The sequence below is a fragment of the Mesorhizobium sp. 131-2-1 genome (assembly GCF_016756535.1).
Taxonomy (GTDB): domain Bacteria; phylum Pseudomonadota; class Alphaproteobacteria; order Rhizobiales; family Rhizobiaceae; genus Mesorhizobium.
Genome location: NZ_AP023247.1, coordinates 2,727,509 through 2,751,766 on the forward strand (window position 1 = coordinate 2,727,509; position 24,258 = coordinate 2,751,766).

Annotated in this window: 21 protein-coding genes and 1 other RNA gene; 21 read left to right on the plus strand and 1 reads right to left on the minus strand. The window is 65.0% G+C overall.

Translation table 11 applies throughout. The annotated features are described in order from the left end of the window. The first annotated feature begins 189 nt into the window (after window positions 1-189). The 5 genes from JG743_RS13100 to rnpB all read left to right on the plus strand — a co-directional run bounded on the left by JG743_RS13100 (window position 190) and on the right by rnpB (window position 3,411). The gene (locus JG743_RS13100) at window positions 190-393 is read left to right on the plus strand and encodes a hypothetical protein (RefSeq protein WP_202300758.1); all 204 of its coding nucleotides are present in this window, start codon (window positions 190-192) and stop codon (window positions 391-393) included. A 171-nt stretch (window positions 394-564) separates the two neighbouring features. Then, a complete protein-coding gene (locus JG743_RS13105) occupies window positions 565-1,284 on the plus strand; it encodes a J domain-containing protein (protein ID WP_202300759.1) in 720 nt (239 codons plus the stop codon). Then, complete coding sequence (locus tag JG743_RS13110) at window positions 1,281-2,048, plus strand: peptidoglycan recognition protein family protein (protein WP_202300760.1); 768 nt, start codon at window positions 1,281-1,283, stop codon at window positions 2,046-2,048. The genes JG743_RS13105 and JG743_RS13110 overlap by 4 nt, the downstream gene beginning before the upstream one ends. 185 nt (window positions 2,049-2,233) lie before the next feature. Further along, window positions 2,234-2,947: a lytic transglycosylase domain-containing protein gene (locus JG743_RS13115; protein ID WP_202300761.1), complete on the plus strand. Its 714-nt coding sequence runs from the start codon at window positions 2,234-2,236 to the stop codon at window positions 2,945-2,947. A gap of 64 nt (window positions 2,948-3,011) precedes the next feature. Beyond that, window positions 3,012-3,411, plus strand: an RNA gene (rnpB, locus tag JG743_RS13120) — RNase P RNA component class A. Between the two features lie 68 nt (window positions 3,412-3,479). Here the strand turns inward: rnpB and JG743_RS13125 are convergent. Further along, a complete protein-coding gene (locus JG743_RS13125) occupies window positions 3,480-4,595 on the minus strand; it encodes a cystathionine gamma-lyase (protein WP_202300762.1) in 1,116 nt (371 codons plus the stop codon). A gap of 403 nt (window positions 4,596-4,998) precedes the next feature. On the opposite strand from JG743_RS13125, the gene mraZ reads away from it, so the two are divergent. The 16 genes from mraZ (at window position 4,999) to ftsZ (ending at window position 24,055) form a co-directional block, all read left to right on the plus strand. After that, complete coding sequence (mraZ, locus tag JG743_RS13130; protein WP_202302608.1) at window positions 4,999-5,457, plus strand: division/cell wall cluster transcriptional repressor MraZ; 459 nt, start codon at window positions 4,999-5,001, stop codon at window positions 5,455-5,457. Continuing rightward, window positions 5,454-6,470 (plus strand): 16S rRNA (cytosine(1402)-N(4))-methyltransferase RsmH, encoded by a 1,017-nt coding sequence (gene rsmH / locus JG743_RS13135; RefSeq protein ID WP_202300764.1) that lies wholly within the window; start codon window positions 5,454-5,456, stop codon window positions 6,468-6,470. The genes mraZ and rsmH overlap by 4 nt, the downstream gene beginning before the upstream one ends. Window positions 6,471-6,474: 4 nt before the next feature. Beyond that, complete coding sequence (gene ftsL, locus JG743_RS13140; protein WP_202300766.1) at window positions 6,475-6,870, plus strand: cell division protein FtsL; 396 nt, start codon at window positions 6,475-6,477, stop codon at window positions 6,868-6,870. A 14-nt stretch (window positions 6,871-6,884) separates the two neighbouring features. Then, window positions 6,885-8,594 (plus strand): peptidoglycan D,D-transpeptidase FtsI family protein, encoded by a 1,710-nt coding sequence (locus JG743_RS13145; RefSeq protein WP_202302609.1) that lies wholly within the window; start codon window positions 6,885-6,887, stop codon window positions 8,592-8,594. Between the two features lie 54 nt (window positions 8,595-8,648). Continuing rightward, entirely contained in the window at window positions 8,649-10,103 is a 1,455-nt protein-coding gene (locus JG743_RS13150) for a UDP-N-acetylmuramoyl-L-alanyl-D-glutamate--2,6-diaminopimelate ligase (protein ID WP_202300768.1), read from the plus strand. After that, complete coding sequence (locus JG743_RS13155; protein WP_202300770.1) at window positions 10,100-11,533, plus strand: UDP-N-acetylmuramoylalanyl-D-glutamyl-2,6-diaminopimelate--D-alanyl-D-alanine ligase; 1,434 nt, start codon at window positions 10,100-10,102, stop codon at window positions 11,531-11,533. The genes JG743_RS13150 and JG743_RS13155 overlap by 4 nt, the downstream gene beginning before the upstream one ends. A 26-nt stretch (window positions 11,534-11,559) precedes the next feature. Then, window positions 11,560-12,642, plus strand: a complete 1,083-nt coding sequence (gene mraY, locus JG743_RS13160; RefSeq protein WP_202300772.1) for a phospho-N-acetylmuramoyl-pentapeptide-transferase — start codon at window positions 11,560-11,562, stop codon at window positions 12,640-12,642. 8 nt (window positions 12,643-12,650) lie between these two features. After that, window positions 12,651-14,051 (plus strand): UDP-N-acetylmuramoyl-L-alanine--D-glutamate ligase, encoded by a 1,401-nt coding sequence (murD, locus tag JG743_RS13165; protein ID WP_202300774.1) that lies wholly within the window; start codon window positions 12,651-12,653, stop codon window positions 14,049-14,051. After that, complete coding sequence (gene ftsW / locus JG743_RS13170; RefSeq protein WP_202300776.1) at window positions 14,051-15,202, plus strand: putative lipid II flippase FtsW; 1,152 nt, start codon at window positions 14,051-14,053, stop codon at window positions 15,200-15,202. Before murD ends, ftsW begins: the two co-directional genes overlap by 1 nt. A 1-nt stretch (window position 15,203) precedes the next feature. Next, complete coding sequence (gene murG / locus JG743_RS13175) at window positions 15,204-16,331, plus strand: undecaprenyldiphospho-muramoylpentapeptide beta-N-acetylglucosaminyltransferase (protein WP_202300778.1); 1,128 nt, start codon at window positions 15,204-15,206, stop codon at window positions 16,329-16,331. Next, window positions 16,328-17,734 (plus strand): UDP-N-acetylmuramate--L-alanine ligase, encoded by a 1,407-nt coding sequence (murC, locus tag JG743_RS13180; protein WP_202300780.1) that lies wholly within the window; start codon window positions 16,328-16,330, stop codon window positions 17,732-17,734. Before murG ends, murC begins: the two co-directional genes overlap by 4 nt. Further along, window positions 17,731-18,696 (plus strand): UDP-N-acetylmuramate dehydrogenase, encoded by a 966-nt coding sequence (gene murB / locus JG743_RS13185; protein WP_202300782.1) that lies wholly within the window; start codon window positions 17,731-17,733, stop codon window positions 18,694-18,696. The genes murC and murB overlap by 4 nt, the downstream gene beginning before the upstream one ends. Window positions 18,697-19,165: 469 nt before the next feature. After that, window positions 19,166-20,092: a D-alanine--D-alanine ligase gene (locus tag JG743_RS13190; protein ID WP_202300784.1), complete on the plus strand. Its 927-nt coding sequence runs from the start codon at window positions 19,166-19,168 to the stop codon at window positions 20,090-20,092. Continuing rightward, window positions 20,080-21,021 carry a cell division protein FtsQ/DivIB gene (locus JG743_RS13195; RefSeq protein ID WP_202300786.1) on the plus strand — a complete coding sequence of 314 codons (942 nt, stop codon included), beginning with the start codon at window positions 20,080-20,082 and terminating at the stop codon, window positions 21,019-21,021. Before JG743_RS13190 ends, JG743_RS13195 begins: the two co-directional genes overlap by 13 nt. Further along, the gene (gene ftsA / locus JG743_RS13200; protein ID WP_202300788.1) at window positions 21,018-22,325 is read left to right on the plus strand and encodes a cell division protein FtsA; all 1,308 of its coding nucleotides are present in this window, start codon (window positions 21,018-21,020) and stop codon (window positions 22,323-22,325) included. The genes JG743_RS13195 and ftsA overlap by 4 nt, the downstream gene beginning before the upstream one ends. Window positions 22,326-22,393: 68 nt before the next feature. Next, complete coding sequence (gene ftsZ / locus JG743_RS13205; protein ID WP_202300791.1) at window positions 22,394-24,055, plus strand: cell division protein FtsZ; 1,662 nt, start codon at window positions 22,394-22,396, stop codon at window positions 24,053-24,055. The last annotated feature ends 203 nt before the right edge of the window (window positions 24,056-24,258 follow it).

Here is a 24,258-nt window from a genome sequence, read left to right on the forward strand (position 1 = left end):
CGCGGCTCCCGGCATTTTTCCTGCGTAATCTGGTGCTTGGCTTATCCTGTTAGTGCGCCATTCGGCGGCCGGCAATCGCCTGGATGATGTTACATGCGGAAATGCAACGTTACGAAACTCAAGGCCGGCTGATGCATTCCTGCTTCGGCTGCTCACCAGAATGTGAGCGCTTGTTGAAGGAGAGATATCATGAAGAAGCTCATTCTGGCGTCCCTTTCGGCGCTGGCGCTGCTAGGCGTTGCGGCGTGCAGCGACAGCGGCACCGACAACACCACCACCCAGAGCACCAATCCGCCGGCCGCCGAGGAGCCGATGAAGCCGGTCGCCCCGGCTCCTGACGCAACGAAACCGGCCGAACCGGCTCCGGCAGCACCTGCTGCGCCCGCGCAGTAATTCTTACGATCAAGCAGGCCGGCCTCGTGCCGGCCTGCTTCCTTTTCGAAGACTGGCGCCAAAGCTCCATGACCGAGGCGGGCGCCAGCGGCATAAGATGACCCAGACTGAATGGGCCTGCGGCACTGTCTGCGCTTGATAGCGGTGGCCGGTTCGCACTAAGAAGCCCTCATGTCGATTTGGGACCGCCTCGGCGACTTCATCGTTCGTGTCACCTCTTCAGCGTCGTCAGGCGTCGCCGATGTCGTCGAAGCCGTGCGGACGGTCTTCTCCGGCGATGCCGATCTGCGCCGCCGCGTCGCCTTTTCGGTGGCGATGATCGCGCTCTCGGCAAAGATGGCCAAGGCCGACGGTGTCGTGACCCAGGATGAGGTGCGCGCCTTCCAGGAAATATTCGAGGTGCCGCCGAAAGAGACGCGCAACGTGGCGCGGCTCTACGATTTGGCCAAGCGCGACGTGGCGGGCTTCGAGATCTACGCCCAGCGCATGGCGCAACTTTGCGGTTCCGGCCATGCGAACTGCATGATGCTGGAAGACATACTCGACGGCTTGTTCCATATCGCCAAGGCCGACGGACTGATTCATGAGCACGAAGGCCAGTTCCTGCACCGCATCGCCGAGATCTTCCGCATCGACGAGGCGCACTATCAGAGCATCCTCGCCCGGCACGTCAATCTCGGCGCCGGCGATCCCTATGTCGTGCTCGGCATCGAACGGGGAAAGCCGTTCGAGGAGGTCAGGAAGCGCTACCGAAAGCTGGTTTCGGACAATCATCCCGACCGGCTGATCGCGCGCGGCCTGCCGCAGGAATTCATCAAGATCGCCACCACCAGGCTCGCGGCGATCAACGCCGCCTATGAGATGATCGAACGGGGCCTCAGGCACGTATGAGCGGTTTCCTGCCCGACCAGCCGGGCGCCGAGGTCAGGGTATCGCCGAATTTCGGCCCGCGGCGCGAGACGCTGAAACCAGATATGATCGTGCTGCACTATACCGGCATGGCGACCGGTGCCGGCGCCGAGGCGTGGCTGTGCGATCCGGCTAGCGAGGTGTCCGCTCACTATCTGGTCCACGAAGACGGCCGCGTCGTGCAGATGGTGCGCGAAAGCGACCGCGCCTGGCATGCCGGCAAGAGTTCGTGGTTCGGACGAACGGATATCAACTCCAACTCGGTGGGCATCGAGATCGTCAATCCCGGCCATTCGCTGGGCTATCCCGGTTTTCCCAGGCGGCAGATCGATGCGGTGATCGGCCTGTGCGCCGGCATCGTGCAACGCCATTCCATTGCGGCGCAGCGCGTGCTCGCCCATTCCGACGTGGCGCCGGGTCGCAAAGTCGATCCGGGCGAGAAATTCCCCTGGAAGACCCTGTTTGCGGCCGGCATCGGCCATCTTGTGCCGGCGGCGCCGGTCAGGCGGGGCGCGGCGCTCAGAATAGGCGACACGGGGAGCGACGTCGAGGCGCTGCAGTCGATGCTGGCGCTCTATGGCTACGGTGCGGAGATATCCGGTGTGTTCGACCGCCAGACCGAAATCGTCGTCGAGGCCTTTCAACGGCATTTCCGGCCGCGGCTGGTCGATGGCGCGGCCGACGGCTCGACACTGCGCACGCTGCAAAGGCTGCTTGCTTCGGTAAAGGCAATCCCCGCCAAATAGTCCTTTTCGCGCCGCTAAATTACAATCTGTCACTTAAAGTGACTTGCGCCGCCTTCTTTGCCGCCAAATCGGCCGTCAAAGGCGATCCGTGCAATTTATCGGACGTCTAGCCTCCCGGATGTTTCGATATTGATTTGGTGTCGCCGTGTGAAGTTCTTCGCGCGGTTCTAACAGAACAGGACCACATGCAAAATTTGACCGTCTTGACGGCAGCCGTTGCTGCCGGTGTAGTGACTCTTGCCATCGGTGCCGCGAATGCCGCGCCCCAGAGCCTGCGGGCCGACAGCGGCTTCATCGCCGTAGCCAGCAAAACCACGCCGAAAGCCGCGGAGAGCCCGAAAGCAAAAAAGACGGCCACCGCAAAGGTGCAAAAGGTCGCCGCGGTGAAAACCAGGAAAGCGACTGCCAAGCGGCGTGTGCAGCGCAACAGGAAGACGATCGACCTCACGACCACCGCATCCATCCGCCCGAGCACCGCGGCAGAGTCGACGGCGGCGGCAGCAGTGGCAGACGGCGGACAGTACTCAGCGATCATCGCCCGCTATGCGGCGGCGGAAGGCGTGCCGGTGTCGCTGGCCAAGGCGGTCATCAAGATCGAGAGCAACTACCGGCCGAACATTGTCGGCAGCGCCGGCGAGATCGGCCTGATGCAGATCAAGCCGGCAACGGCACGGATGATGGGCTACAGCGGCTCGGTCAAGGGCCTGTTCAATCCCGACACCAACATCAAGTACGGTATGAAATACCTGGCCATGGCGCGGGGCCTCGGTGGCGGCACCACCTGCGGCACGATCCTGAAGTACAATGCCGGCCACGCCGCGACGCGGATGAACCCGGTGTCGGCCGCCTATTGCAGCAAGGTCAAGGTGCAGATGGCCGCGCTCGGCTCGCCAGTGTGACGAAGCGGGCATAACCCTGCTTTTTCGTTTGCGTTTTCAGGCGCGAACCCCTTTATACGCCTTGCCAGCTGGCCGGGCGGCCGCACCCGCGAAGCCGAAAGGCTGCGGGTGAGGAAAGTCCGGGCTCCATGGAGACACGGTGCCGGTTAATGGCCGGCGGGGGCGACCCCAGGGAAAGTGCCACAGAAAGCAAACCGCCGCGGCGTTCGCCGCGGCAAGGGTGAAAGGGTGGGGTAAGAGCCCACCGCGCGACTGGCAACAGGAGCGGCACGGTAAACCCCACCGGGAGCAAGACCGAATAGGGGCGGTGCGAGGGGAAACCCTCGAGGGCTGTTTCCGGCCTACCGCCCGGGTAGGTTGCGTGAGGCGCATGGCAACATGCGCCCAAGATGAATGGCCGCCACGTTCCCGCGCTGCAAGGCGCGGGGGCCATACAGAACCCGGCTTACAGGCCAGCTGGCAATTCTCTCCGCGGTATCGTCTTGAAATCCGTTGAGATCAGGGGGTTGCGCCGTTCGGCGCGCCTGTTTGCTCAGGCGCCAAGCCTGTCGAGCGATGACTCTATCGCTTGCCAGAGCTCTTCCACCGGTTCGCAGCCGATGGACAGCCGAATGAAGCCAGGCGGCACGGCGTCGCCTCTTTTGGAACGCCGTTCGGCCGAGGTGTGGACGCCGCCGAAAGACGTTGCCGCCTGCATCAGCGCGCAATTGTTGATGAAGTCCTCGGCCTTCTCCTCCGAGGCGAGTTCGAACGAGATCAGGAAGCCGAAGCGATCCATCTGCGCGCGCGCCAGATTGTGCGAGGGGTCGCCGTCCAGGCCGGGAAAGCGCAGGCCGCCGACCGACGTATGCTGCCGCAGCCGCTTGGCTATCACCTCCGCCGAGGCGCACATGCGGTCGAAGCGCACCTCCAGCGTTTCCAGGCCGCGATGCACCAGCCAGGCCTCGAATGGTCCGGGAATGCCGCCGGCCATCTCCCGCCAGGCCCTCACCTTGGCGACGATGTCCGGATTGCGGCTCGCGACATGGCCGAACAGCACATCGGAATGGCCGTTCACCGCCTTGGTGTCGGCGGACACGACGATATCGGCGCCGAGGTCGAGCGGACGCTGGCCAAAGGGCGTCATCGTCGTGTTGTCGACGACGAGGAGCGCGCCTTGCGCGTGGACGGCGTTGGCGACGGCAGCGATGTCACAGATATCCAGCCGCGGATTCGACGGGCTTTCGACAAAGACCAGCCGGTAACCGTCGAACCCTCCATCGAGGAAGGTTGGTGTAGGCCTCGTGTCGTAGGAGACGCCGAACGGCGTCAGGAAGCGATCCGCCAGCGCGCGCGTGGCGTGATAGCCGTCGGACGGCAGAAGGACGCGGTCGCCGGATTTCAGCAGCGCGAAAAACACAGCCGAGATCGCACCCATCCCCGATGGGAAGGCGAGGCACTGCGCATCTTCCAGATGACCGAGCGCGTGTTCGACGGCGCGCCAGGTCGGATTGTCGTAACGGCCATACTGATCGAAGCCCGCTTCCTCGCCTGGCGTGTGGAAGATCGAGGCCATGGTCAGCGGCAAGGGGATTGGGTCGCCCTTGGCGAAATCGCTGCTGCGCAAGTGGGCAAGTGTCGCAGCGCGGGACCTCGCGATTTCGGGCATGAGTTCGATCCTTTTGCTGAACGGCAATGGCAGCCGACGCTATGCGTGCCGGCGTTGCGCGGCAAGCTGGGTCCCTTGGGCCAGGCGGCTCTAAACGCTTCGTTAGGCTTAATAGACGATAAAGACCAGACGTGCCGTCAGCATGCTCTTCCTGGTTGTGGCGAGCGCGTTTGTGAAGCTCGTTCCCGTTGACGCCCATAGTACCCCATGATATCCCATTCCGATACCAAAGCCTTCGTTCCGTGTCAGGGTGAAGCGTACGCCAATCGGGCAGCCGCTGGGGCTGCGCGTTTGCGGGCCTTTGCCCTGTCGAACGGAGCGGAATTTCGGCAAGGGACGCGCTGCGACGGCGCGGACGGAATGATGGAAAGGGGTGCGGCGGCGGAAGCGGCTGTAACGCGTGATGGACCGGTTTCTGTCGAACACGGTGAGCAGGATCGACGCGAAGGGACGGGTATCCGTTCCGGCGCATTTCCGCGCTGTCGTGCAGAAACGCGGCTATTCGGAGCTCTATGCGCTGCGCTGCCTCGATCTTCCGGCCATGGATGTCGGCGGTCTCGATCTGCTCGACCGCTACGAGCAGCGCATCGCGCAGGAGGATCCCTTCCTGCAGACGGCGGACGACATGTCGTTCTTCTGCCATGGCGATGGGACCTTCCTGAAGCTCGATCAGGACGGGCGCATCACGATGACCGATTTCATCCGCGAGCACTCCGGCATTTCGGCGGAAGTGGCCTTTGTCGGCCGGGGCAATTTCTTCCAGATCTGGGAGCCGGGACGGCTTGCCGCCTACGGGGCGCAGGCGCGCGCCCGGCTGTTGCAGCTTCGGCAGGGGACGAAGCCTGGGGAGCGACCGGAATGATGGCGGGCCACGGCGATGATATCAACGCCGTTGGCGGACTGGTCCGTCACATTCCGGTCCTCCTTGCCGAAGTGCTGGAGGCGCTGTCGCCCAAAGCCGGCGATCTGATCGTCGACGGCACGTTCGGTGCCGGCGGCTACACCAAACGCATCCTGGCAAGCGGCGCCTCGGTGGTGGCCATCGACCGCGATCCCGATGCCATCGCCGCAGGGCGCTCGCTGGAGCAGCAATCCGGCGGCAGGCTGAGGCTCGTCCAGGCGCCGTTCTCGACGCTCGACGAGCACGTCGAAAGCGCCGATGGCGTGGTGCTCGACATTGGCGTCTCTTCCATGCAGCTCGACCAGGCAGAACGTGGCTTCTCGTTCCGTGCCGATGGGCCGCTCGACATGCGCATGGCGCAGGCGGGCCTGAGCGCCGCCGATGTCGTCAACAACTTCAAGGCGGGCGACCTTGCCCGCATCTTCGGCTTTCTTGGCGAGGAACGTCATGCCGGCCGCATTGCCCGCATGATCGAGAGCCGGCGCGAGAAGCGGCCGTTCGAGCGCACGCTCGATCTGGCGGACGCTATTGAAACGCATATCGGCCGCGCGCCGAAGGACAAGATCCACCCGGCGACCCGCGTCTTCCAGGCGCTGCGCATCTTCATCAACGACGAGCTCGGCGAACTGGCAAAGGCGCTGTTCGCGGCAGAGCGGGTCCTGAAACCCGGCGGGCGGCTCGTCGTGGTGACCTTCCATTCGCTGGAGGACCGCATCGTCAAGCGCTTCATCGCCGACCGGGCCGAGGCCGCGAGCGGCTCGCGCCATATGCCTGCGGCACAGGCCCGCCTGGAGACCTTCCGCAAGGCCGGCGGCGGTGTGACTGCGGGCGATGCGGAGATATCGGCCAATCCGCGAGCCCGCTCGGCCAGGCTGCGCGCTGCAGTCCGCACCGAGGCGCCGGCGCGCGCGGGCGACTTTTCGATTTTCGGCCTTCCAAAGCTTCCCGCCGTCGAACGGCCGGGGGAGAGGTGAGCACGTGTTTCGTACCAGCGACATAGTCCTGATCGCCGTCATGGTCTCGGCGGCGGCCCTGACCTACAAGACCAAGCGCGAGGCCGAGGAACAAATGGCTTCAGTGCAGAAGATCGAGGCGCAGATCCGCTACGAGGAGGACACGATCGATCTTTTGAAGGCCGACTGGAGCCTGCTCACCCAGCCCTCGCGCCTGCAGAAGCTCGCCGAAATCTACAAGTCGCAGCTCGGACTGGAGCCGGTCAATGCGCGCCAGATCGTCAACCTCGACGATCTGCCGGCAAAGCCGGTCACCATCGAGGACCTCTCGTCGCAGCGGCTGGGCGGCATGGCCGACAATTCCGACAAGGGGCCCAAGGGGGCCAAGGACCCGATCGTGACCGGAGGCATCGTGCAATGATCGCCCGGTTCTCGATGCTCGCAGGACTGCTGAGGCGCCGAAAGCGGCAGGGCGACGACGGCTCGATCGTGGTCGACGGCGCGCGCAAGGCAACCGGCGGCAGGGCCAAGACCCGCATCGTGATGACGATGGCGGTGTTCTTCGGCATCTATTCGGCCATCGCCGGCAGGCTGGTCTATCTCGGATTCCAGAGTCCCGACATGTCGGGCGGCCCGCAGAACCGCGTGACGGCCTCCCGGCCGGACATCGTCGACCGCAATGGCGAGGTGCTGGCGACCGATATCAAGACGGCCTCGCTGTTTGCCGAGCCGCGCCGCATCGTCGACGCCGACGAGGCGATCGAGAAGCTTGCGACCGTGCTGCCCGAGATCGACTACGAGCAGACCTACCACAAGCTGAAGAGCGGTGCCGGCTTCGTCTGGCTGCAGCGGCAGCTGACGCCAAAGCAGCAGGCCGATATCATGCAGCTTGGCATTCCCGGTTTCGGCTTCCGTACGGAAAAGCGCCGCTTCTATCCGAGCGGCGAGACCTCCTCCTACATTGTCGGTCTCACCAACATCGACAATCAGGGCATCTCCGGCATGGAGAAATATATCGACGACCAGGGTCTGACCGACCTGCAGGCATCGGGTCTGGCGGTGGCGAGGGACCTGAAGCCGGTGCAACTGTCGATCGACCTGCGCGTCCAGAACGTCGTGCGCGACGAGGTGGCCAACGGCATGGAGCGGTTCCATGCGATCGCGGCGGGCGCCGTCGTCCTCAACGTCAAGACCGGCGAAGTGATGGCGATGGCCTCGGTGCCGGATTTCGACCCGAACAATCCCTACAACGCCCAGGACAAGGACCGGCTGAACCGCATGTCGGCCGGCCTCTATGAAATGGGCTCGACCTTCAAGAGCTTCACCACTGCCATGGCGCTCGATTCCGGTAAAGTGACGCTCGAGAGCCGGTTCGACGCCTCACGGCCGATCAGGATCGGACGCCAGACGATTCACGACTTCCACAGCAAGGGGCGTGTGCTGTCGGTGCCGGAGGTGTTCATCTACTCCTCCAACATCGGTTCGGCCAAGGAGGCGGAGGCCGTCGGCATCGAGGGCCACCGCGAATTCCTGCATCGCCTCGGCGTGCTCGAGAAGATGCAGACCGAGCTGCCGGAGGTGGCGCGGCCGACCGAGCCAAAGGTGTGGAAGCAGGTCAATTCGATCACCATCGCCTTCGGCCATGGCGTGTCGACCACCCCGCTGCAGACGGCGGTGGGTTGCGCCGCGCTGATGAATGGCGGCTTTCTGATCGAACCGACTTTCCTGCCGCGCACGGCGGAGCAGGCGATGGAAGTGGCCAAGAAGGTGGTTAGCGAAAAGACCGTCGAAGGCATGCGCTATCTTTACGCGCTCAACGCCGAAAAGGGGTCGGGCAAGAGCGCCAGGGTTCCGGGCTATCGCGTCGGCGGCAAGACCGGCACAGCGGAGAAGGTCGTCAATGGCCGCTACTCCAAGGAGAAGAATTTCAATGCCTTCGTCGCCGCTTTCCCGATGGACGATCCGCAATATATCGTGCTGACGATCGCCGACGAGCCGAAGCCGGAAAAGCCGGGCATGGGGGCGACCGCCGCCTCGAATGCGGGCGTCATGGCGGGGAACATTATCCGCCGTTCGGCCGCCATGCTTGGCGTGAAGCCAGATTTCAGCCATGAAAATGGTGCAACGCTGGTTTCCTATCAGTGATTCTTGGGGCGCGCCGGCAACTGCGCGCTATTTTGTTGCGATGAACGGGACTCGATGCAGCTAAAAGAACTAGCCGGTATCCTGCCTGTCGAGGGAACAGCTTCCCCCGACCTGGAGGTCACCGGGATTTCCTCGGATTCCCGCGCGGTCAAGACCGGCGTTGTCTTTTTCGCGCTCGCCGGCAGCAAGGCCGATGGCGCTGCCTATGCGGCGGATGCCGCCAAGCGCGGTGCCGCGGCGGTCGTGGCGGGCAAGGGGAGCCCGATTGCCGGACTGCCGGTCCCGGTCTTATCCGTCGACGATCCGCGGCTGGCATTGGCGCTGAGCGCCGCCCGCTTCTTCGGCCGGCAGCCCGAAACGATGGTGGCGGTGACCGGAACCAGCGGCAAGACCTCGGTCGCCGCCTTTACCCGCCAGATCTGGGAGCAGGCGGGCCTTGCCGCCGCCTCGATCGGCACCACCGGCGTCGTGGCCCCCGGCCGCAACGACTACGGCTCGCTGACGACACCGGATCCGGTGGCGCTGCACCTTCTGCTCAAGGAACTGGCTGATGCCGGTGTCACCCATGCGTCGATGGAAGCTTCCAGCCACGGCCTCGACCAGCGCCGGCTCGACGGCGTCAGGCTTGCCGCCGGCGGCTTCACCAATCTCGGCCGCGACCACATGGACTACCATCCGACGGTTGAGGACTATCATCGCGCCAAACTTCGCCTGTTCGACACGCTGCTGCCCAAAGGCGCGCCGGCCGTCATCTTCGCCGACGATCCGTGGTCGGAGCCGACGGTTGGTGCGGCGAAGGCTGCAGGGCTCGACGTGCTGACCGTTGGCCGCCATGGCGACTTCCTCAGGCTGAAGCGGGTGGAGCACGAGCGCCACCGCCAGCGGGCCGAGGTCGAGGTCGATGGCGTGCTCCACGAAATCGACCTGCCGCTGGCCGGCGATTTCCAGATCGCCAACGCGCTGGTTTCGGCGGGACTTGCCATTTCCACTGGAACGCCAGTCGCCAAAGCCTTGATGGCATTGGAAAAACTGAAGGGCGCTCCGGGCCGGCTCGATCTCGTCGGTACCACGGCAAATGGCGCGCCGGTCTATGTCGACTACGCCCACAAGCCGGATGCGCTGGAAAACGTGCTGGCCTCGGTACGGCCGTTCACGACCGGTCGGGTCATCGTCGTCTTCGGCTGCGGCGGCGATCGCGATCGCGGCAAGCGGCCGATCATGGGCGAGATTGCGACACGGCTCGCCGATGTCGTCATCGTCACCGACGACAATCCGCGTTCGGAAGTGCCGGAAACGATCCGCGCCGCGATCCTTGCGGCCGCACCCGGCGCCATCGAGATCGGCGACCGGCGCAAGGCTATCCACGAGGCGGTGGCCATGCTGCACGCCGGCGACACGCTGATCGTGGCCGGCAAGGGGCATGAGGAAGGCCAGACGATCGGCAGCGAAACGTTCCATTTCTCCGACCATGAGCAAGTCCGCGCGGCGCTCAGGGAGCGCGCCGCATGAGCTTGCTCTGGACCTCCGAGGCACTGGTCGACGCCATGGGCGGACGGCCCATCGGTGTCATGCCGCAAGGCATATCGGGCATTTCGATCGACAGCCGCAGCCTGCAGCCCGGGGATGCCTTCTTCGCCATCAAGGGCGAGACGATGGACGGCCATGACTTCGCCACCGCCGCCGTCAAGGCCGGGGCCGGCGTGCTGGTGGTCGCCGAAGGCAAGCTGCCGTCGCTGGGGCGGCTGACTGCGCCGATGATCGTCGTGCAGGACGTGCTGGCGGCGCTGGAAAAGCTCGGCGTCGCGGCGCGCGCCCGCTCCGGGGCCAGGATTATCGCGGTGACCGGCTCGGCCGGCAAGACGACCACCAAGGAGGCGCTGCGCCACGTGCTTTCGGCGGTCGGCACCGTGCACGCCTCGGCGCAATCGTTCAACAATCACTGGGGCGTGCCGCTGACACTGGCGCGGATGCCCGAGGATTGCGACTATGCCGTGTTCGAGATCGGCATGAACCATCCGGGCGAGATCCGGCCGCTGGTCAAGATGGTACGGCCGCATGTCGCCATCGTCACGCTGATTGCGGCCGCGCATCTCGGCTTCTTCCGCAACCTCGACGAGATCGCCCAGGCCAAGGCCGAGATATTCGATGGGCTGGAGCCGGATGGCGCGGCCCTGCTCAACCGCGACGATTCCCGCTGGAAGCTGCTCGACAAGATGGCGAAGACGGCCGGCGTCGAGCATGTCTACAGTTTTGGCGAAAATGCCCGCTCGACCTTCCGGCTGCTGAAATGCGAGCTCAATGCCGCCCATTCCGTCATCACCGCCAAGATCGACGGGCGGGAGATCGTTGCCCGCGTCGGCGCGCCCGGCCGCCACATGGTGCAGAATGTGCTGGCCGTGCTCGGCGCCGCGCAGCTGGTCGGCGCCGATCTCGACAAGGTGGCCTCGGCGCTTTCCGACCTCTCGGCCGAGCGCGGCCGCGGCAAACGCCACATGCTGCGCCATCCGAAGGGACCGATTACGCTCATCGACGAGAGCTACAACGCCAATCCGGCGTCGATGGCGGCCGCCATGGCGCTGCTCAACGCCACGCCGGTGTCGGGCGAGGGCAGGCGTGTCGCCGTGCTCGGCGACATGCTGGAACTCGGCAGCCATTCGGCGAAGCTGCATGCCGCCCTTGCCGAGCTGATCGTCGGCACCGGCACGCAAACCGTCTTTCTCGGCGGCCCCGAGATGCGGGCGCTCGCCGAGATACTGCCCAGCGACGTCAAGACCGAGTACCGCGCCGGCGCCGAGGAGTTGAAGCCGCTCTTGCTGTCGGCACTGCGGGCTGGCGACGTGGTGATGGTCAAATCGTCGAAAGGCATTGGATTTTCAAAACTGGTCGAGGCCTTGCTCGGCAAATTTCCGGCGCAAGCCACAACCATTGAACAGACCTAGGGGTCAGGTCCGGGGGACGGAATTTCATGTTCACATTGCTCGTCGATTTTGCGGACAAGATCTCTGTCTTCAACGTCTTCCGCTACATCACCTTCCGCACCGGCGGGGCGCTGATCACCTCGGCGCTGATCGTCTTCATCTTCGGGCCGACCATCATCAATTCGCTGAGGATCCGGCAAGGCAAGGGCCAGCCGATCCGCGCCGATGGTCCGCAGACGCATTTCAAGAAGGCCGGAACGCCGACCATGGGCGGGCTGATGATCCTGTGCGGCATCATCGGCTCGTCGCTGCTGTGGGCGAACCTGTCCAGCATCTATGTCTGGGTGGTGCTGCTGGTGACGCTCGGCTTCGGTTCGATCGGCTTCTACGACGACTATCTCAAGGTGACCAAGCAGTCGCATCTCGGCTTTTCCGGCAAGGCGCGGCTCGGGCTCGAATTCATTATCGCCGGCATCGCCGCCTGGGTGATCATGCATAACGGCCAGGCGCCGTTCTCGTCGTCGCTGACCTTTCCCTTCGCCAAGGAATTCATCGTAAATCTCGGCTGGTTCTTCGTGCCGTTCTCCTGCTTCGTCATCGTCGGCGCCGGCAACGCGGTGAACCTGACCGACGGGCTCGACGGCCTGGCGATCGTGCCGATCATGATCGCGGCCGCCTCCTTCGGGGTCATCGCCTATCTCTCCGGCAACGCGGTGTTCGCCGAATATCTGCAGATCCATTTTGTTCCCGGCACCGGCGAACTGGCGGTGGTGCTTGGCGCGGTGATCGGCGCCGGCCTCGGCTTCCTGTGGTTCAACGCGCCGCCTGCGGCGATCTTCATGGGCGACACCGGCTCGCTGGCGATGGGCGGCCTGATCGGCACAGTTGCGGTGGCGACCAAGCACGAGATCGTGCTGGTCATCGTCGGCGGCCTGTTCGTGGTCGAGATCCTGTCGGTCATCATCCAGGTCGGCTACTTCAAGATGACCGGCAAGCGCGTGTTCCTGATGGCGCCGATCCATCATCATTTCGAAAAACTCGGCTGGACCGAAAGCCAGGTGGTGATCCGCTTCTGGATCATCGCGGTGATCCTGGCGCTGGTCGGCCTGTCGACCCTCAAGCTCAGATAGGCAGCCGCTTGATCCCCGCCTCATCCTTCTCAGGCAAGCGCGTTTCGCTCTTCGGGCTCGGCGGTTCGGGGATCGCGACCGCGCATGCGCTGATCGCCGGCGGGGCCGACATCCTTGCCTGGGACGACAATCCGGACAGCGTCGCCAAGGCCGCGGCCGCCGGGATAGCGACGGGCGACCTGCGCGGCGCCGACTGGTCGCGCTTCTCGGCCTTCGTGCTGTCGCCCGGCGTGCCGCTGACGCATCCGAAGCCGCACTGGACGGTGGAACTCGCGCGCGGCGCCGGCGTCGAGGTCATCGGTGATATCGAGCTGTTCTGCCGCGAACGGATCCTGCGGGCGCCGACGGCACCCTTCATCGCGATCACCGGCACCAACGGCAAGTCGACGACCACGGCCCTGACCGCGCATATCCTGAAATCGGCCGGCCGCGACACGCAGATGGGTGGCAATATCGGCCGCGCCATCATGACGCTCGATCCGCCGGAAGAGCGACGGCACTATGTCGTGGAATGCTCCTCCTACCAGATCGACCTCGCGCCTTCGATCAATCCGACGGCCGGCATCCTGCTCAACCTGACGCCCGATCATCTCGACCGCCACGGCACCATGGCGCACTACGCCTCGATCAAGGAGCGGCTGGTCGCCGGCAGCGAGACGGCAATCGTTGGCATCGACGATTCCTGGTGCGCCCAGATCGCCGACCGGCTGGAGCGCGCGGGCAGGCCGGTCATCCGCATTTCCAAGCGCCTGCCGCTGACCGACGGCTATTTCGCCGATGGCGGCAACCTGATGGAAGCGGTGCATGGCCGCTATAGCCGCGTCGCCTTCCTGGAAGGCATAGGCTCGCTGCGCGGCCAGCACAATGCGCAGAACGCGCTGGCCGCCGTCGCCGCCTGCCTTAAGGTTGGGCTGGACCTCGGCGAGATCCAGGCCGGGCTCGAGAGCTTTCCGGGACTGGCGCATCGCATGGAGCAGGTCGGCCGCAAGGATCATGTGCTGTTCATCAACGATTCCAAGGCGACCAACGCCGATGCGGCGGCTCCGGCCCTGTCGAGCTTCAACCGGATCTACTGGATCGCCGGCGGCCTGCCCAAGGAAGGCGGCATCGAGCCGCTGCGCGGCTTCTTCCCGCGCATCGCCAAGGCCTATCTGATCGGCGAGGCGGCGCCCGCCTTCTCGGCGACGCTTGGCGAGGCGGTGCCCTACGAGATTTCCGGCACGCTGGCGGCGGCTGTCGAGCATGCCGCGCGCGATGCAGCCAATGACGATGGCGGCGAGGCGGTGGTGCTGCTGTCGCCCGCCTGCGCCAGTTTCGACCAGTTCAAGAATTTCGAAGTGCGCGGCGAAGCCTTCAGGCAAGCTGCGAGCGCTATAGATGGCGTGAAACCCATCGGAGGGGCACGTTGATGCAAAGCCGTCTCGACAAAAGTCCGGTAGCCACCTGGTGGTGGACGATCGATCGCTGGTTCCTGGCCGCGTTCCTGTCGCTGATGGGGCTGGGCATTGTGCTCTCCTTCGCGGCGAGCCCAGCGGTGGCCGAACGCATCGGCCTCGACAGCTTCCACTTCGCCACCAGGCAGATCATCTTCACCGTGCCGGCGCTCGGCGTAATGCTGGCCGTCTCCTTCCTGGAGGCGCGGCAGATCCGGCGCATGGCGCTGGTGATCCTGTGCATCATGCTGGTGCTGATGGTGGCGGTGCTCTATGTCGGCGTCGAGGTCAAAGGCGCGCGGCGCTGGGTGTCGCTCGCCGGCCTCTCCATCCAGCCGTCGGAATTCCTCAAGCCGGCCTTTGTCATCGTCTGCGCCTGGCTGTTCGCCGAGCACAAGCGCCAGCCCGACATTCCCGGCAATCTGTTTGCCCTGCTGCTGCTGGTCCTGGTCGTCTCGCTTCTCGTAGCCCAGCCCGATCTTGGCCAGACCATGCTGGTGACCGGCACCTGGGGCGTCATGTTCTTCATGGCGGGCCTGCCATGGCTGTGGATCATCGCGCTCGGCGTCACCGGCGTCAGCGGCCTGTTCGCCGCCTATACCGTGTTCCCGCACGTCGCCGCCCGCATCGACAAGTTCCTGACCGGCGAGGGCGACACCTTCCAGGTCGACATGGGGCGCGAGGCGCTGATCAACGGCCACTGGTTCGGCGTCGGCCCGGGCGAGGGCACGGTCAAGCGGGTCATTCCCGACAGTCATGCCGACTTCGTCTTCTCGGTCGCCGGCGAGGAGTTCGGACTGGTGATGTGCTTCTTCATCATGTCGATCTTCGCCTTCATCGTGCTGCGCGGCCTCAACACCGCGCTCAAGGAACATGACGACTTCACGCGCTATGCCGTTGGCGGGCTGGTCACTGTGTTCGGCCTGCAGTCAGCCATCAACATGTGCGTCAACCTGCAGCTGATGCCGGCCAAGGGCATGACGCTGCCGTTCATCTCCTATGGCGGCTCCTCGCAGATCGCCATCGCCATATCGATGGGCATGGTGCTGGCCTTGACGCGCAGGCGGCCCGAGAAGCGCAAGCAGATGGGCTTTTCCTTCCCGCATCGCGCCATGCCGGCGGAGTGAGATGTCGCGGGGTGTGATCCTTCTGGCGGCGGGCGGCACGGGCGGACATCTCTTCCCGGCCGAGGCGCTGGCACATGAGCTCAACGACCGCGGCTGGAAGGTGCACCTGGCCACCGATCATCGCGCCGAGCGCTATTCCGGCCAGTTTCCGGCCGTCAACATCCATCCGATCCAGTCGGCGACGCTTGGCTCGAAGAATCCGCTGGCGGTGCTGTCGGCCTTCTGGACGATCTGGCGCGGTGTGCGGCAGGCCTCGAAGATCATCGCCAGGATCAAGCCGGAGGCCGTCGTCGGCTTTGGCGGCTATCCGACACTGCCGCCGCTCTATGCGGCGACACGGCGCAAGGTGCCGTCGCTGATCCATGAGCAGAACGCGGTGATGGGCCGTGCCAACAGGGCGCTGGCCGGCCGCGTCGACGCCATCGCCGGCGGATTCCTGCCGGAGGACGAAAGCGCTGCCGGCGCCAAGACGGTGACCACCGGCAATCCGGTCAGGCCGCAGATCCTGGAGGCGGCAAAGACGCCTTATGTGGCTTCGGCCGGTGAGGAGCCGTTCCGCTTCCTGGTGTTTGGTGGCAGCCAGGGCGCGCAGTTCTTCTCCGACGCCGTGCCCGCGGCAATCGGGCTTCTGCCTGAGGCCCAGCGCAAGCGGCTGATGATCACGCAGCAGGCGCGCGCCGAGGACGTGGCCCGCGTCAAGGCGGCCTATGCCGCGCTCGGGGTCGAGGCCCAGGTGTCGCCTTTCTTCACCGACATGGCGGCGCGGATAGCGGCGGCGCATCTGGTAATGTCGCGCTCCGGCGCCTCGACCGTGTCGGAGATCGCCGTCATCGGCCGGCCGGCGCTGCTGGTACCCTATCCGCACGCGCTCGACCACGACCAGGCGGCGAATGCCGCCGCCCTTGCCGCGGCCGGCGGGGCCGAGGTGCATCCGCAATCCACGCTTTCCCCCGAGCGTGTCGCCACGCTGATCGGCGGGCTGATGCAGGACCCGGATCGGCTGTCGGCCATGGCCGCGGCGGCCCGATCGGCCGGAAAACCGAACGCGGCGCGGTTGCTCGCCGATCTGACAGAGGCTATTGCGTCGAAAAAAACCGTTTCGGATTTCAGGAAGGGGACGCAAGCATGAAGATGCCGCAGACGATCGGCCTCGTGCATTTCATCGGCATTGGGGGCATCGGCATGAGCGGCATCGCCGAGGTGCTGCACAATCTCGGCTACAAGGTTCAGGGCTCCGACCAGGCCGACGGCGCCAATGTGCAGCGGCTGCGCGACAAGGGCATCGAATGTTTCGTCGGCCACAGGGCGGAAAACCTTGGTGATGCCGAAGTGGTGGTCGTTTCGACCGCGATCAAGAAATCCAACCCCGAACTCAAGGCTGCGCGCGAGAAGCTGCTGCCTGTCGTGCGCCGCGCCGAGATGCTGGCCGAACTGATGCGCTTCCGGCAAGCGGTCGCCATTGGCGGCACGCACGGCAAGACGACGACGACCTCGATGGTGGCGACGCTGCTTGACGCCGGCGGGCTCGACCCGACCGTCATCAATGGCGGCATCATCAACGCCTATGGCACCAACGCCCGCATGGGCGATGGCGAATGGATGGTGGTCGAGGCAGACGAGAGCGACGGCACCTTCCTGAAGTTGCCGGCCGAAATCGCCGTCGTCACCAACATCGATCCCGAGCATCTCGACCATTACGGCAGCTTCGACAAGGTGCGTGAGGCGTTCCGCCAGTTCGTCGAGAATGTGCCGTTCTACGGCTTTGGCGTGATGTGCACCGATCATCCCGAGGTGCAGGCGCTGGTTGGCAGCATCGAGGACCGGCGCGTCATCACCTATGGCGAGAACGCGCAGGCCGACGTGCGCTTCACCAACCACCGCATGGATGGCGCCGCCTCCCAATTCGACGTGGTCATCCGCGATCGCAAGGGCCGCGGCCAGACGACGATCGCCGATCTGCGGCTGCCGATGCCCGGCCGCCACAACGTCTCCAACGCGACCGCCGCGATCGCCGTCGCGCATGAGCTTGGCCTTTCCGCCGAGGCAATCAAGAAAGGCCTGTCATCCTTCGCCGGCGTCAAGCGCCGCTTCACCCACACCGGCTCGTGGAACGGCGTCGAGATCTTCGACGATTACGGCCACCACCCGGTCGAGATCACGGCGGTGCTGAAGGCAGCGCGCAGCGCCACCAAGGGCCGCGTCATCGCGATCGCGCAGCCGCACCGCTTCACCCGGCTGCACGATCTGTTCAACGAGTTCTCGGTCTGCTTCAACGACGCCGACACTGTGATGGTGGCGCCGGTCTATGCGGCGGGCGAAGAGCCGATCGAAGGCGTGACGTCGGAGGCACTGGTGTCGCGCATCCGCGCCGGCGGCCATCGCGACGCGCGCTACATAGAGGGCCCGGCGGCGATCGCGCCGATCATCCGCGATCTGGCAAAGCCCGGCGACTTCGTCATCTTCCTCGGCGCCGGCAACATCACGCAATGGGCCTATGCCTTGCCCAAGGAACTCGGCGGGACGGCCTCATGATGCGCGGCCAGCCCCTGATCGACAAGCTTGGCGACCGGCTCGCCGGCCTGCGCGGCCGCCTCACGCCCAACGCCGAGATGGACAAGATCACCTGGTTCCGCGCCGGCGGGCTGGCGGATGCGCTGTTCCAGCCGGCCGACGAGGAAGACCTCGCCGCCTTCCTGCGCGCCGTGCCGGAAGAAATCCCGCTCACCATCGTCGGTGTCGGCTCGAACCTGCTGGTGCGCGACGGTGGCATCCCCGGTTTCGTCATCCGGCTTTCGGCCAAGGGCTTTGGCGAGGCGGAGGTGGTTTCGCCGACGACGATCAGGGCGGGCGCCGCCACGCCCGACAAGCGCGTCGCGGCTGTCGCCTATGAGGCAGGCATTGGCGGCTTCCACTTCTACCACGGCATTCCCGGTGCCGTCGGCGGCGCGCTTAGGATGAACGCCGGCGCCAACGGCGTCGAGACGCGCGAACGCGTCGTCGAGGTGCGGGCGCTCGACCGCAAGGGCAACCTTCACACGCTCAGCAATGCCGACATGGGCTATGCCTATCGGCATTCGGCGGCACCTTCGGGCCTGATCTTCACATCGGCGCTGTTCGAGGGGCATGCGGAAGACCAGGCAACGATCAAGGCGGCGATGGACGCGGTGCAGAACCACCGCGAGACGGTCCAGCCGATCCGCGAAAAGACCGGCGGTTCGACCTTCAAGAATCCGGAAGGCACCTCGGCCTGGAAGGAGATCGACAAGGCCGGCTGCCGCGGCCTGATGATTGGCGGCGCGCAGATGTCGCCGATGCATTGCAACTTCATGATCAACACCGGAACCGCGACCGGCTACGACCTCGAATATCTCGGCGAGACGGTGCGCGCGCGGGTGCTCGTAAACTCGGGCATCCGGCTGCATTGGGAGATCAAGCGCCTCGGCGATTTCCGACCGGGCCATGCGGTGCAGGAATTCCTGGGGCAACTCCTCTAGAGCCGTTCAGCGTTTCATGGAAACGCTGAACGGCTCTATCTCTGTGTTTTGACGCAATTCCGGACTGAAAACCGTTTCACACTTTTCCTGGAATTGCTCCGGGGCGTGCCGGCATTCAGGCGGCCGGCCCGACCTGGATTTCAGCGCACTTCAAGCGTGTGGCGAAGTTCATGTAATACATGAACTTCGGCGACCCATAGCGGCCCCCGGACCGTTGCTCCAAAGACTCAACAACACACTTTTCGCAACCGTTTTCGCGGAAAGTGAATCTCTCGGAATCATAAGGACTTGCCAGCGAATCAACTCTCTGATTCTCTGGCCTCAAGCGTTTCCTGATTTGAGTCGTTCGACGCGTCGGTCGCGTTTTCCGTCTGGGGGGGGCAACCTGCCGGAAGACTCGGACTCACTGTGCGGGAATGCTGGTGTGGAAATGTCAGTCGCGGCCCGCCGTGAGAGGGGATGACGGGAGATGAAGAGCAAGCATGTGGCCGTCCTGCTCGGTGGTTTTTCGTCGGAGCGGCCCGTGTCCCTGTCTTCGGGGAAGGCATGTGCGGATGCACTCGAGAATGAGGGCTACAAGGTCACCCGCGTCGACGTTTCGCGCGATGTCGGCACCGTGCTTGCCGCGCTCAAGCCGGACGTCGCCTTCAATGCGCTGCATGGCCCGTTCGGCGAGGATGGCACCATTCAGGGCATCCTCGAATATCTCGAAATTCCCTACACCCATTCGGGTGTGCTCGCTTCGGCTCTGGCCATGAACAAGGAGCTTGCCAAGAAGATCGCCAAGGCGGCCGGCGTTCCGGTGGCGGAATCCAAGGTGGCCAACCGCTTCGCCATTCAGAACAAGCATCCTATGAAGCCGCCCTATGTGGTCAAGCCGGTCAACGAAGGGTCGAGTTTTGGCGTCGTCATCGTGCACGAAGGGCAGTCGCATCCGCCGCAGGTCATCGGTTCGTCCGAGTGGAAATACGGCGAGACCGTCATGGTCGAGCGCTACATCCACGGGCGTGAGTTGACCTGCGCGGTGATGGGCGATGTGGCGCTTGGTGTCTGCGAGATCATCCCGACCGGCCATTCCTTCTACGATTACGATTCGAAATACGTGGCGGGCGGGTCAAAACACGAAACCCCTGCAAAAATTTCACCGAATATTTACCAAAAAATACAGACACTGGCGCTTAAGGCTCACCAAGCTATCGGTTGCCGGGGCGTCTCCCGGTCGGACTTCCGTTACGATGACCGTCACTCCGAAAACGGCGAGGTTGTCTGGCTCGAGGTCAACACCCAGCCGGGCATGACGCCGACGTCTCTGGTGCCTGAAATCGCCGCTCATGCGGGGCATTCGTTCGGCGAACTGTTGAGTTGGATGGTGGAGGACGCTTCGTGTCTGCGTTGAGGTGGGGACAGGGCAAGGGGGCTGGCGCCGGGCCGGCGCTGTTCGGTCTGCCATTGTCGTTCGACCATTTCGTGCTGCCGCGCATGCTTCGCCGGCCGGTGCGCGTCCTGGCGCGCCTTGGTGGCGGTGAGTTCGCGGCCCCGCCTTTCTCCGCGGCGATCCTTTCGGCTGTGCTGATCGGGTCCGGCAGCGCCTATGGCGCCTATCTTGGCGGGCAGATCGACGGCGTCGTCCAGGGCGTCACAGCGCGCACCGGTTTCGCGGTCGATCAGATCAAGGTCGTCGGCAACCGCGAAACCTCCGAGATCGACATACTGGATCGGCTCGAGCTCGACGGCTGGACCTCGCTGATCGGTTTCGATGCCGAGGCCGCGCGCGAGCGGATCAGGACGCTGCCCTGGGTCGAGGTCGCCGCGGTCCGCAAGGTCTATCCGCATACACTCGAAGTGCGCGTCGAGGAGCGTGAGCCTTTCGCGCTCTGGCAGCAGGGCAACTCGCTTTCGGTCATCGAGCGCGACGGCCAGATCATCGCCCCGTTCTCTGGTGGCAAGCAGGCGTTGCTGCCGCTGATCATCGGCACCGGCGCGCCGGCCAGGGCGCCGGACTTCCTTGCCAAGGTGAAGCGCTATCCCGAGCTTGCGGCGAGGGTCAAAGGCTATATCCGCGTCGGCGAGCGGCGCTGGGACCTTAAGCTGGAGAACGGCATCACGGTCAAGCTGCCGGAAGACGGCGAAGACCAGGCGATCGCCGCCCTGGTCAGGATGGACCGCGACAACGGGCTTCTGACGCGCGATATCGCGGCCGTCGACATGCGCCTGTCCGACCGCCTGGTCGTGCAGCTGACGCCGGAGGCGGCGACGCAGCGCGAAGCCGCGCTCAATGAAAAGCCGAAGAGCCTGACGAAGCGCAAGCCGGAGACGAAGATATGAGCTGGCTTGGCGGCAACAGCGATGCCTCCTCGCGCCGGTCCGGCACCTTGACGGTGCTCGATGTCGGCTCGAGCAAGGTTTGCTGCGTGGTGGCGAAGCTGAAGCCGCGTGAGGATGGCAAGCTGCTGCGCGGGCGCTCGCATCGCATCCAGGTGATCGGTATCGGCCACCAGAAATCGCAAGGCGTGAAGTCGGGTGTTGTCGTCGACCTCGACCGGGCCGAGCACGCCATCCGCCTTGCCGTCGACGCCGCCGAGCGGATGGCTGGGCTGACGGTGGATTCGCTGATCGTCAACATGACCGCCGGGCGGTTGAAGAGCGAGACCTTCTCGGCCACGATCAATCTCGGCGGCCATCAGGCCGACGAGGCCGACATCAAGCGCGTGCTTGCCGCCGGCGCCAAGCAGGCGCTGAAGGCCGAGCGCGAGGTGATCCATTCGCTTCCCGTCGGCTTCTCGCTCGACGCCGAACGCGGCGTGCGCGACCCGCGCGGCATGGTTGGCGACGCACTGGGCGTCGACATGCATGTGCTGACGGGCGATTCGGCGCCGCTGCGCAACCTGGAGCTCTGCATCAACCGCTCGCATCTCTCGGTCGAGCGCATGGTGGCAACCCCGTATGCCAGCGGACTTGCCGCACTTGTCGACGATGAGCTCGAAATGGGCGCCGCCTGCATCGACATGGGTGGCGGTACGACGACGATCTCGGTGTTCTCGGAAGGCAAGTTCGTTCACGGCGACGCCATCGCCATTGGCGGCAACCATGTCACGCTCGACATGGCCAAGGGCCTGTCGACCTCGCTCGATGCCGCAGAGCGGCTGAAGGTGATGCACGGTTCGGCACTGCCTGGCAGCGCCGACGATCGCGACCTCGTCTCGATCCAGCCGATCGGCGAGGAAGGCGAGGTGCCGCTGCAGATTCCGCGCTCGATGATGACGCGCATCATCCGCGCCCGCATCGACGAGACGCTGGAGCTTTTGCGCGACCGGCTGAACAAGTCCGGCTACGGCAATGCCGTCGGCAAGCGCGTCGTGCTCACCGGCGGCGCCAGCCAGCTTTCCGGCCTGCCGGAAGCGGCGCGCCGCATCCTCGGCCGCAATGTGCGCATCGGTCGCCCGCTCGGCGTGGCGGGCCTGCCCGAGGCGGCCAAGGGGCCGGCGTTCTCGACCCCGGTCGGGCTTTTGATCTATCCGCAGATGGCAAGCTTCGAGAGCCATTCGGCGAAGGGAATTTCCGGTCTCAAGATGACCGGAACAGGTGGAAAACTGCATCGCATGAGTCAGTGGTTGAGAGACAGTTTCTAAAATTGACGGGGACAGCCCCATAGGCGGCCGCAGCGGCGAAGCGGCGGGAAAGGCAAAGGACGGAGACAATGACCATCAATCTGCAAAAGCCGGACATCACCGAGCTGAAGCCACGCATCACCGTGTTTGGTGTCGGCGGTGGCGGCGGCAATGCGGTCAACAACATGATCACCGCCGGCTTGCGCGGTGTCGAGTTCGTGGTGGCGAACACCGATGCGCAGGCGCTGACCATGTCGAAGGCGGAGCGGCTGATCCAGCTCGGCGCGCATGTGACCGAGGGTCTCGGCGCCGGCTCGCAGCCGGAGGTCGGCCGCGCAGCAGCGGAAGAATGCATCGATGAGATCATCGATCACCTCTCCAACACCCATATGTGCTTCGTCACCGCCGGCATGGGCGGCGGCACCGGCACAGGTGCTGCTCCGGTTGTCGCCCGCGCCGCGCGCGAGAAGGGCATCCTCACCGTCGGCGTCGTCACCAAGCCGTTCCATTTCGAGGGCCAGCGCCGCATGAAGACGGCCGACTTGGGCATCGAGGAACTGCAGAAATGCGTCGACACGCTCATCGTCATCCCCAACCAGAACCTGTTCCGGCTGGCCAATGACAAGACCACCTTCGCCGACGCGTTCGCCATGGCCGACCAGGTGCTTTACTCGGGTGTTGCCTGCATCACCGACCTGATGGTCAAGGAAGGCCTGATCAACCTCGACTTCGCCGACGTCCGCTCGGTGATGCGCGAGATGGGCAAGGCGATGATGGGTACGGGCGAGGCTTCGGGCGAGGGCCGCGCCATGGCCGCCGCCGAAGCCGCGATCGCCAACCCGCTGCTCGACGAGACCTCGATGAAGGGCGCCAAGGGCCTGCTGATCTCGATCACCGGCGGCCGCGACCTGACCCTGTTCGAGGTCGACGAAGCCGCGACCCGCATTCGCGAAGAGGTCGACCAGGACGCCAACATCATCCTCGGCGCCACCTTCGACGAGGAACTGGAAGGCGTGATCCGCGTCTCGGTGGTCGCCACCGGCATCGACAAGTCGGCGGCGGAAATCGCCGCGGCGCCGATCTCGATCCGCGCGGCGCCGCAGAAGCCGATCACCCGCCCGGCCGCTCCGGTCGCGGAAAGCCGGCCGGCTCCGGTCCTGCAGCAGACCTATGAGCCGCGCGCTGCCGATCCGGTCGCCGAGGCGATCCAGCTTGCCGAAGCCAATGCCGCCGCAATGGCACAGGCCCGCCCGGCGCCGACGGCGCATGCGGAAGAGTTCCGTCCGCAGAGCAAGATCTTCCAGGCGCCGCCCGCCCAGCCGCAGCCCATCGTTCAGCAGCAGGTGGTGCAACCCGCGCCGCTCAGGGAAATGTCGCAGCCGGTTGCCGCCGCGCCCCAGCGCATGCCGCGCGTCGAGGACTTTCCGCCGGTGGTGAAGGCCGAGGTGGAGGCCAAGAGCCGTCCGGTCGACCATGAGAATGGCGGACCGATGGGACTGCTGAAGCGCCTGACCAACGGGTTGACGCGCCGCGAGGAAGAGCCTGCCCGGCTGCAGCCGGCGCAGCCGCGCGAGCCCAAACTGCGCCAGGCCGCACCGGAAGTGCGCCGTCTCGCCAGCCAGGATCCGCAGCTCTACGCGCCGCGCCGCGGCCAGCTCGACGACCAGGGCCGGCTGACGACGCAGAGCCGGGCCGTGCAGGAAGACGACCAGCTGGAGATCCCGGCATTCCTGCGCCGCCAGGCCAATTGACCGTTAACGGTTCGTAACAGTTGTTAACAGGCAGACAAGCGATTGTTTGCCTGTTAATATATTAAGTGCTGTAAAAACAAGATGTTGCAAGCGCTTCCTTGCGTCCGATCGCGGTTACAGAGGGTAAGAAACCGTGATTTGGACTCTCCCAGCCGGGCCACTATCTTCGCCCGGAGCACTATCGGCTTGCCGGGATTCGGGGA

Excerpts from the sequence above, each read along its gene's own strand:
- mraZ (WP_202302608.1), top strand. The coding sequence starts at position 4,999 with ATGGACCGGTTTCTGTCGAACACGGTGAGCAGGATCGACGCGAAGGGA.
- ftsA (WP_202300788.1), top strand. The coding sequence starts at position 21,018 with ATGAGCTGGCTTGGCGGCAACAGCGATGCCTCCTCGCGCCGGTCCGGC.
- murC (WP_202300780.1), top strand. The coding sequence starts at position 16,328 with ATGAAGATGCCGCAGACGATCGGCCTCGTGCATTTCATCGGCATTGGG.
- JG743_RS13145 (WP_202302609.1), top strand. The coding sequence starts at position 6,885 with ATGCTCGCAGGACTGCTGAGGCGCCGAAAGCGGCAGGGCGACGACGGC.
- rsmH (WP_202300764.1), top strand. The coding sequence starts at position 5,454 with ATGATGGCGGGCCACGGCGATGATATCAACGCCGTTGGCGGACTGGTC.
- ftsW (WP_202300776.1), top strand. The coding sequence starts at position 14,051 with ATGCAAAGCCGTCTCGACAAAAGTCCGGTAGCCACCTGGTGGTGGACG.
- JG743_RS13155 (WP_202300770.1), top strand. The coding sequence starts at position 10,100 with ATGAGCTTGCTCTGGACCTCCGAGGCACTGGTCGACGCCATGGGCGGA.
- murB (WP_202300782.1), top strand. The coding sequence starts at position 17,731 with ATGATGCGCGGCCAGCCCCTGATCGACAAGCTTGGCGACCGGCTCGCC.
- JG743_RS13125 (WP_202300762.1), bottom strand. The coding sequence starts at position 4,595 with ATGCCCGAAATCGCGAGGTCCCGCGCTGCGACACTTGCCCACTTGCGC.
- JG743_RS13115 (WP_202300761.1), top strand. The coding sequence starts at position 2,234 with ATGCAAAATTTGACCGTCTTGACGGCAGCCGTTGCTGCCGGTGTAGTG.
- JG743_RS13190 (WP_202300784.1), top strand. The coding sequence starts at position 19,166 with ATGAAGAGCAAGCATGTGGCCGTCCTGCTCGGTGGTTTTTCGTCGGAG.
- JG743_RS13105 (WP_202300759.1), top strand. The coding sequence starts at position 565 with ATGTCGATTTGGGACCGCCTCGGCGACTTCATCGTTCGTGTCACCTCT.
- JG743_RS13100 (WP_202300758.1), top strand. The coding sequence starts at position 190 with ATGAAGAAGCTCATTCTGGCGTCCCTTTCGGCGCTGGCGCTGCTAGGC.
- ftsZ (WP_202300791.1), top strand. The coding sequence starts at position 22,394 with ATGACCATCAATCTGCAAAAGCCGGACATCACCGAGCTGAAGCCACGC.
- mraY (WP_202300772.1), top strand. The coding sequence starts at position 11,560 with ATGTTCACATTGCTCGTCGATTTTGCGGACAAGATCTCTGTCTTCAAC.
- murG (WP_202300778.1), top strand. The coding sequence starts at position 15,204 with ATGTCGCGGGGTGTGATCCTTCTGGCGGCGGGCGGCACGGGCGGACAT.
- JG743_RS13150 (WP_202300768.1), top strand. The coding sequence starts at position 8,649 with ATGCAGCTAAAAGAACTAGCCGGTATCCTGCCTGTCGAGGGAACAGCT.
- JG743_RS13110 (WP_202300760.1), top strand. The coding sequence starts at position 1,281 with ATGAGCGGTTTCCTGCCCGACCAGCCGGGCGCCGAGGTCAGGGTATCG.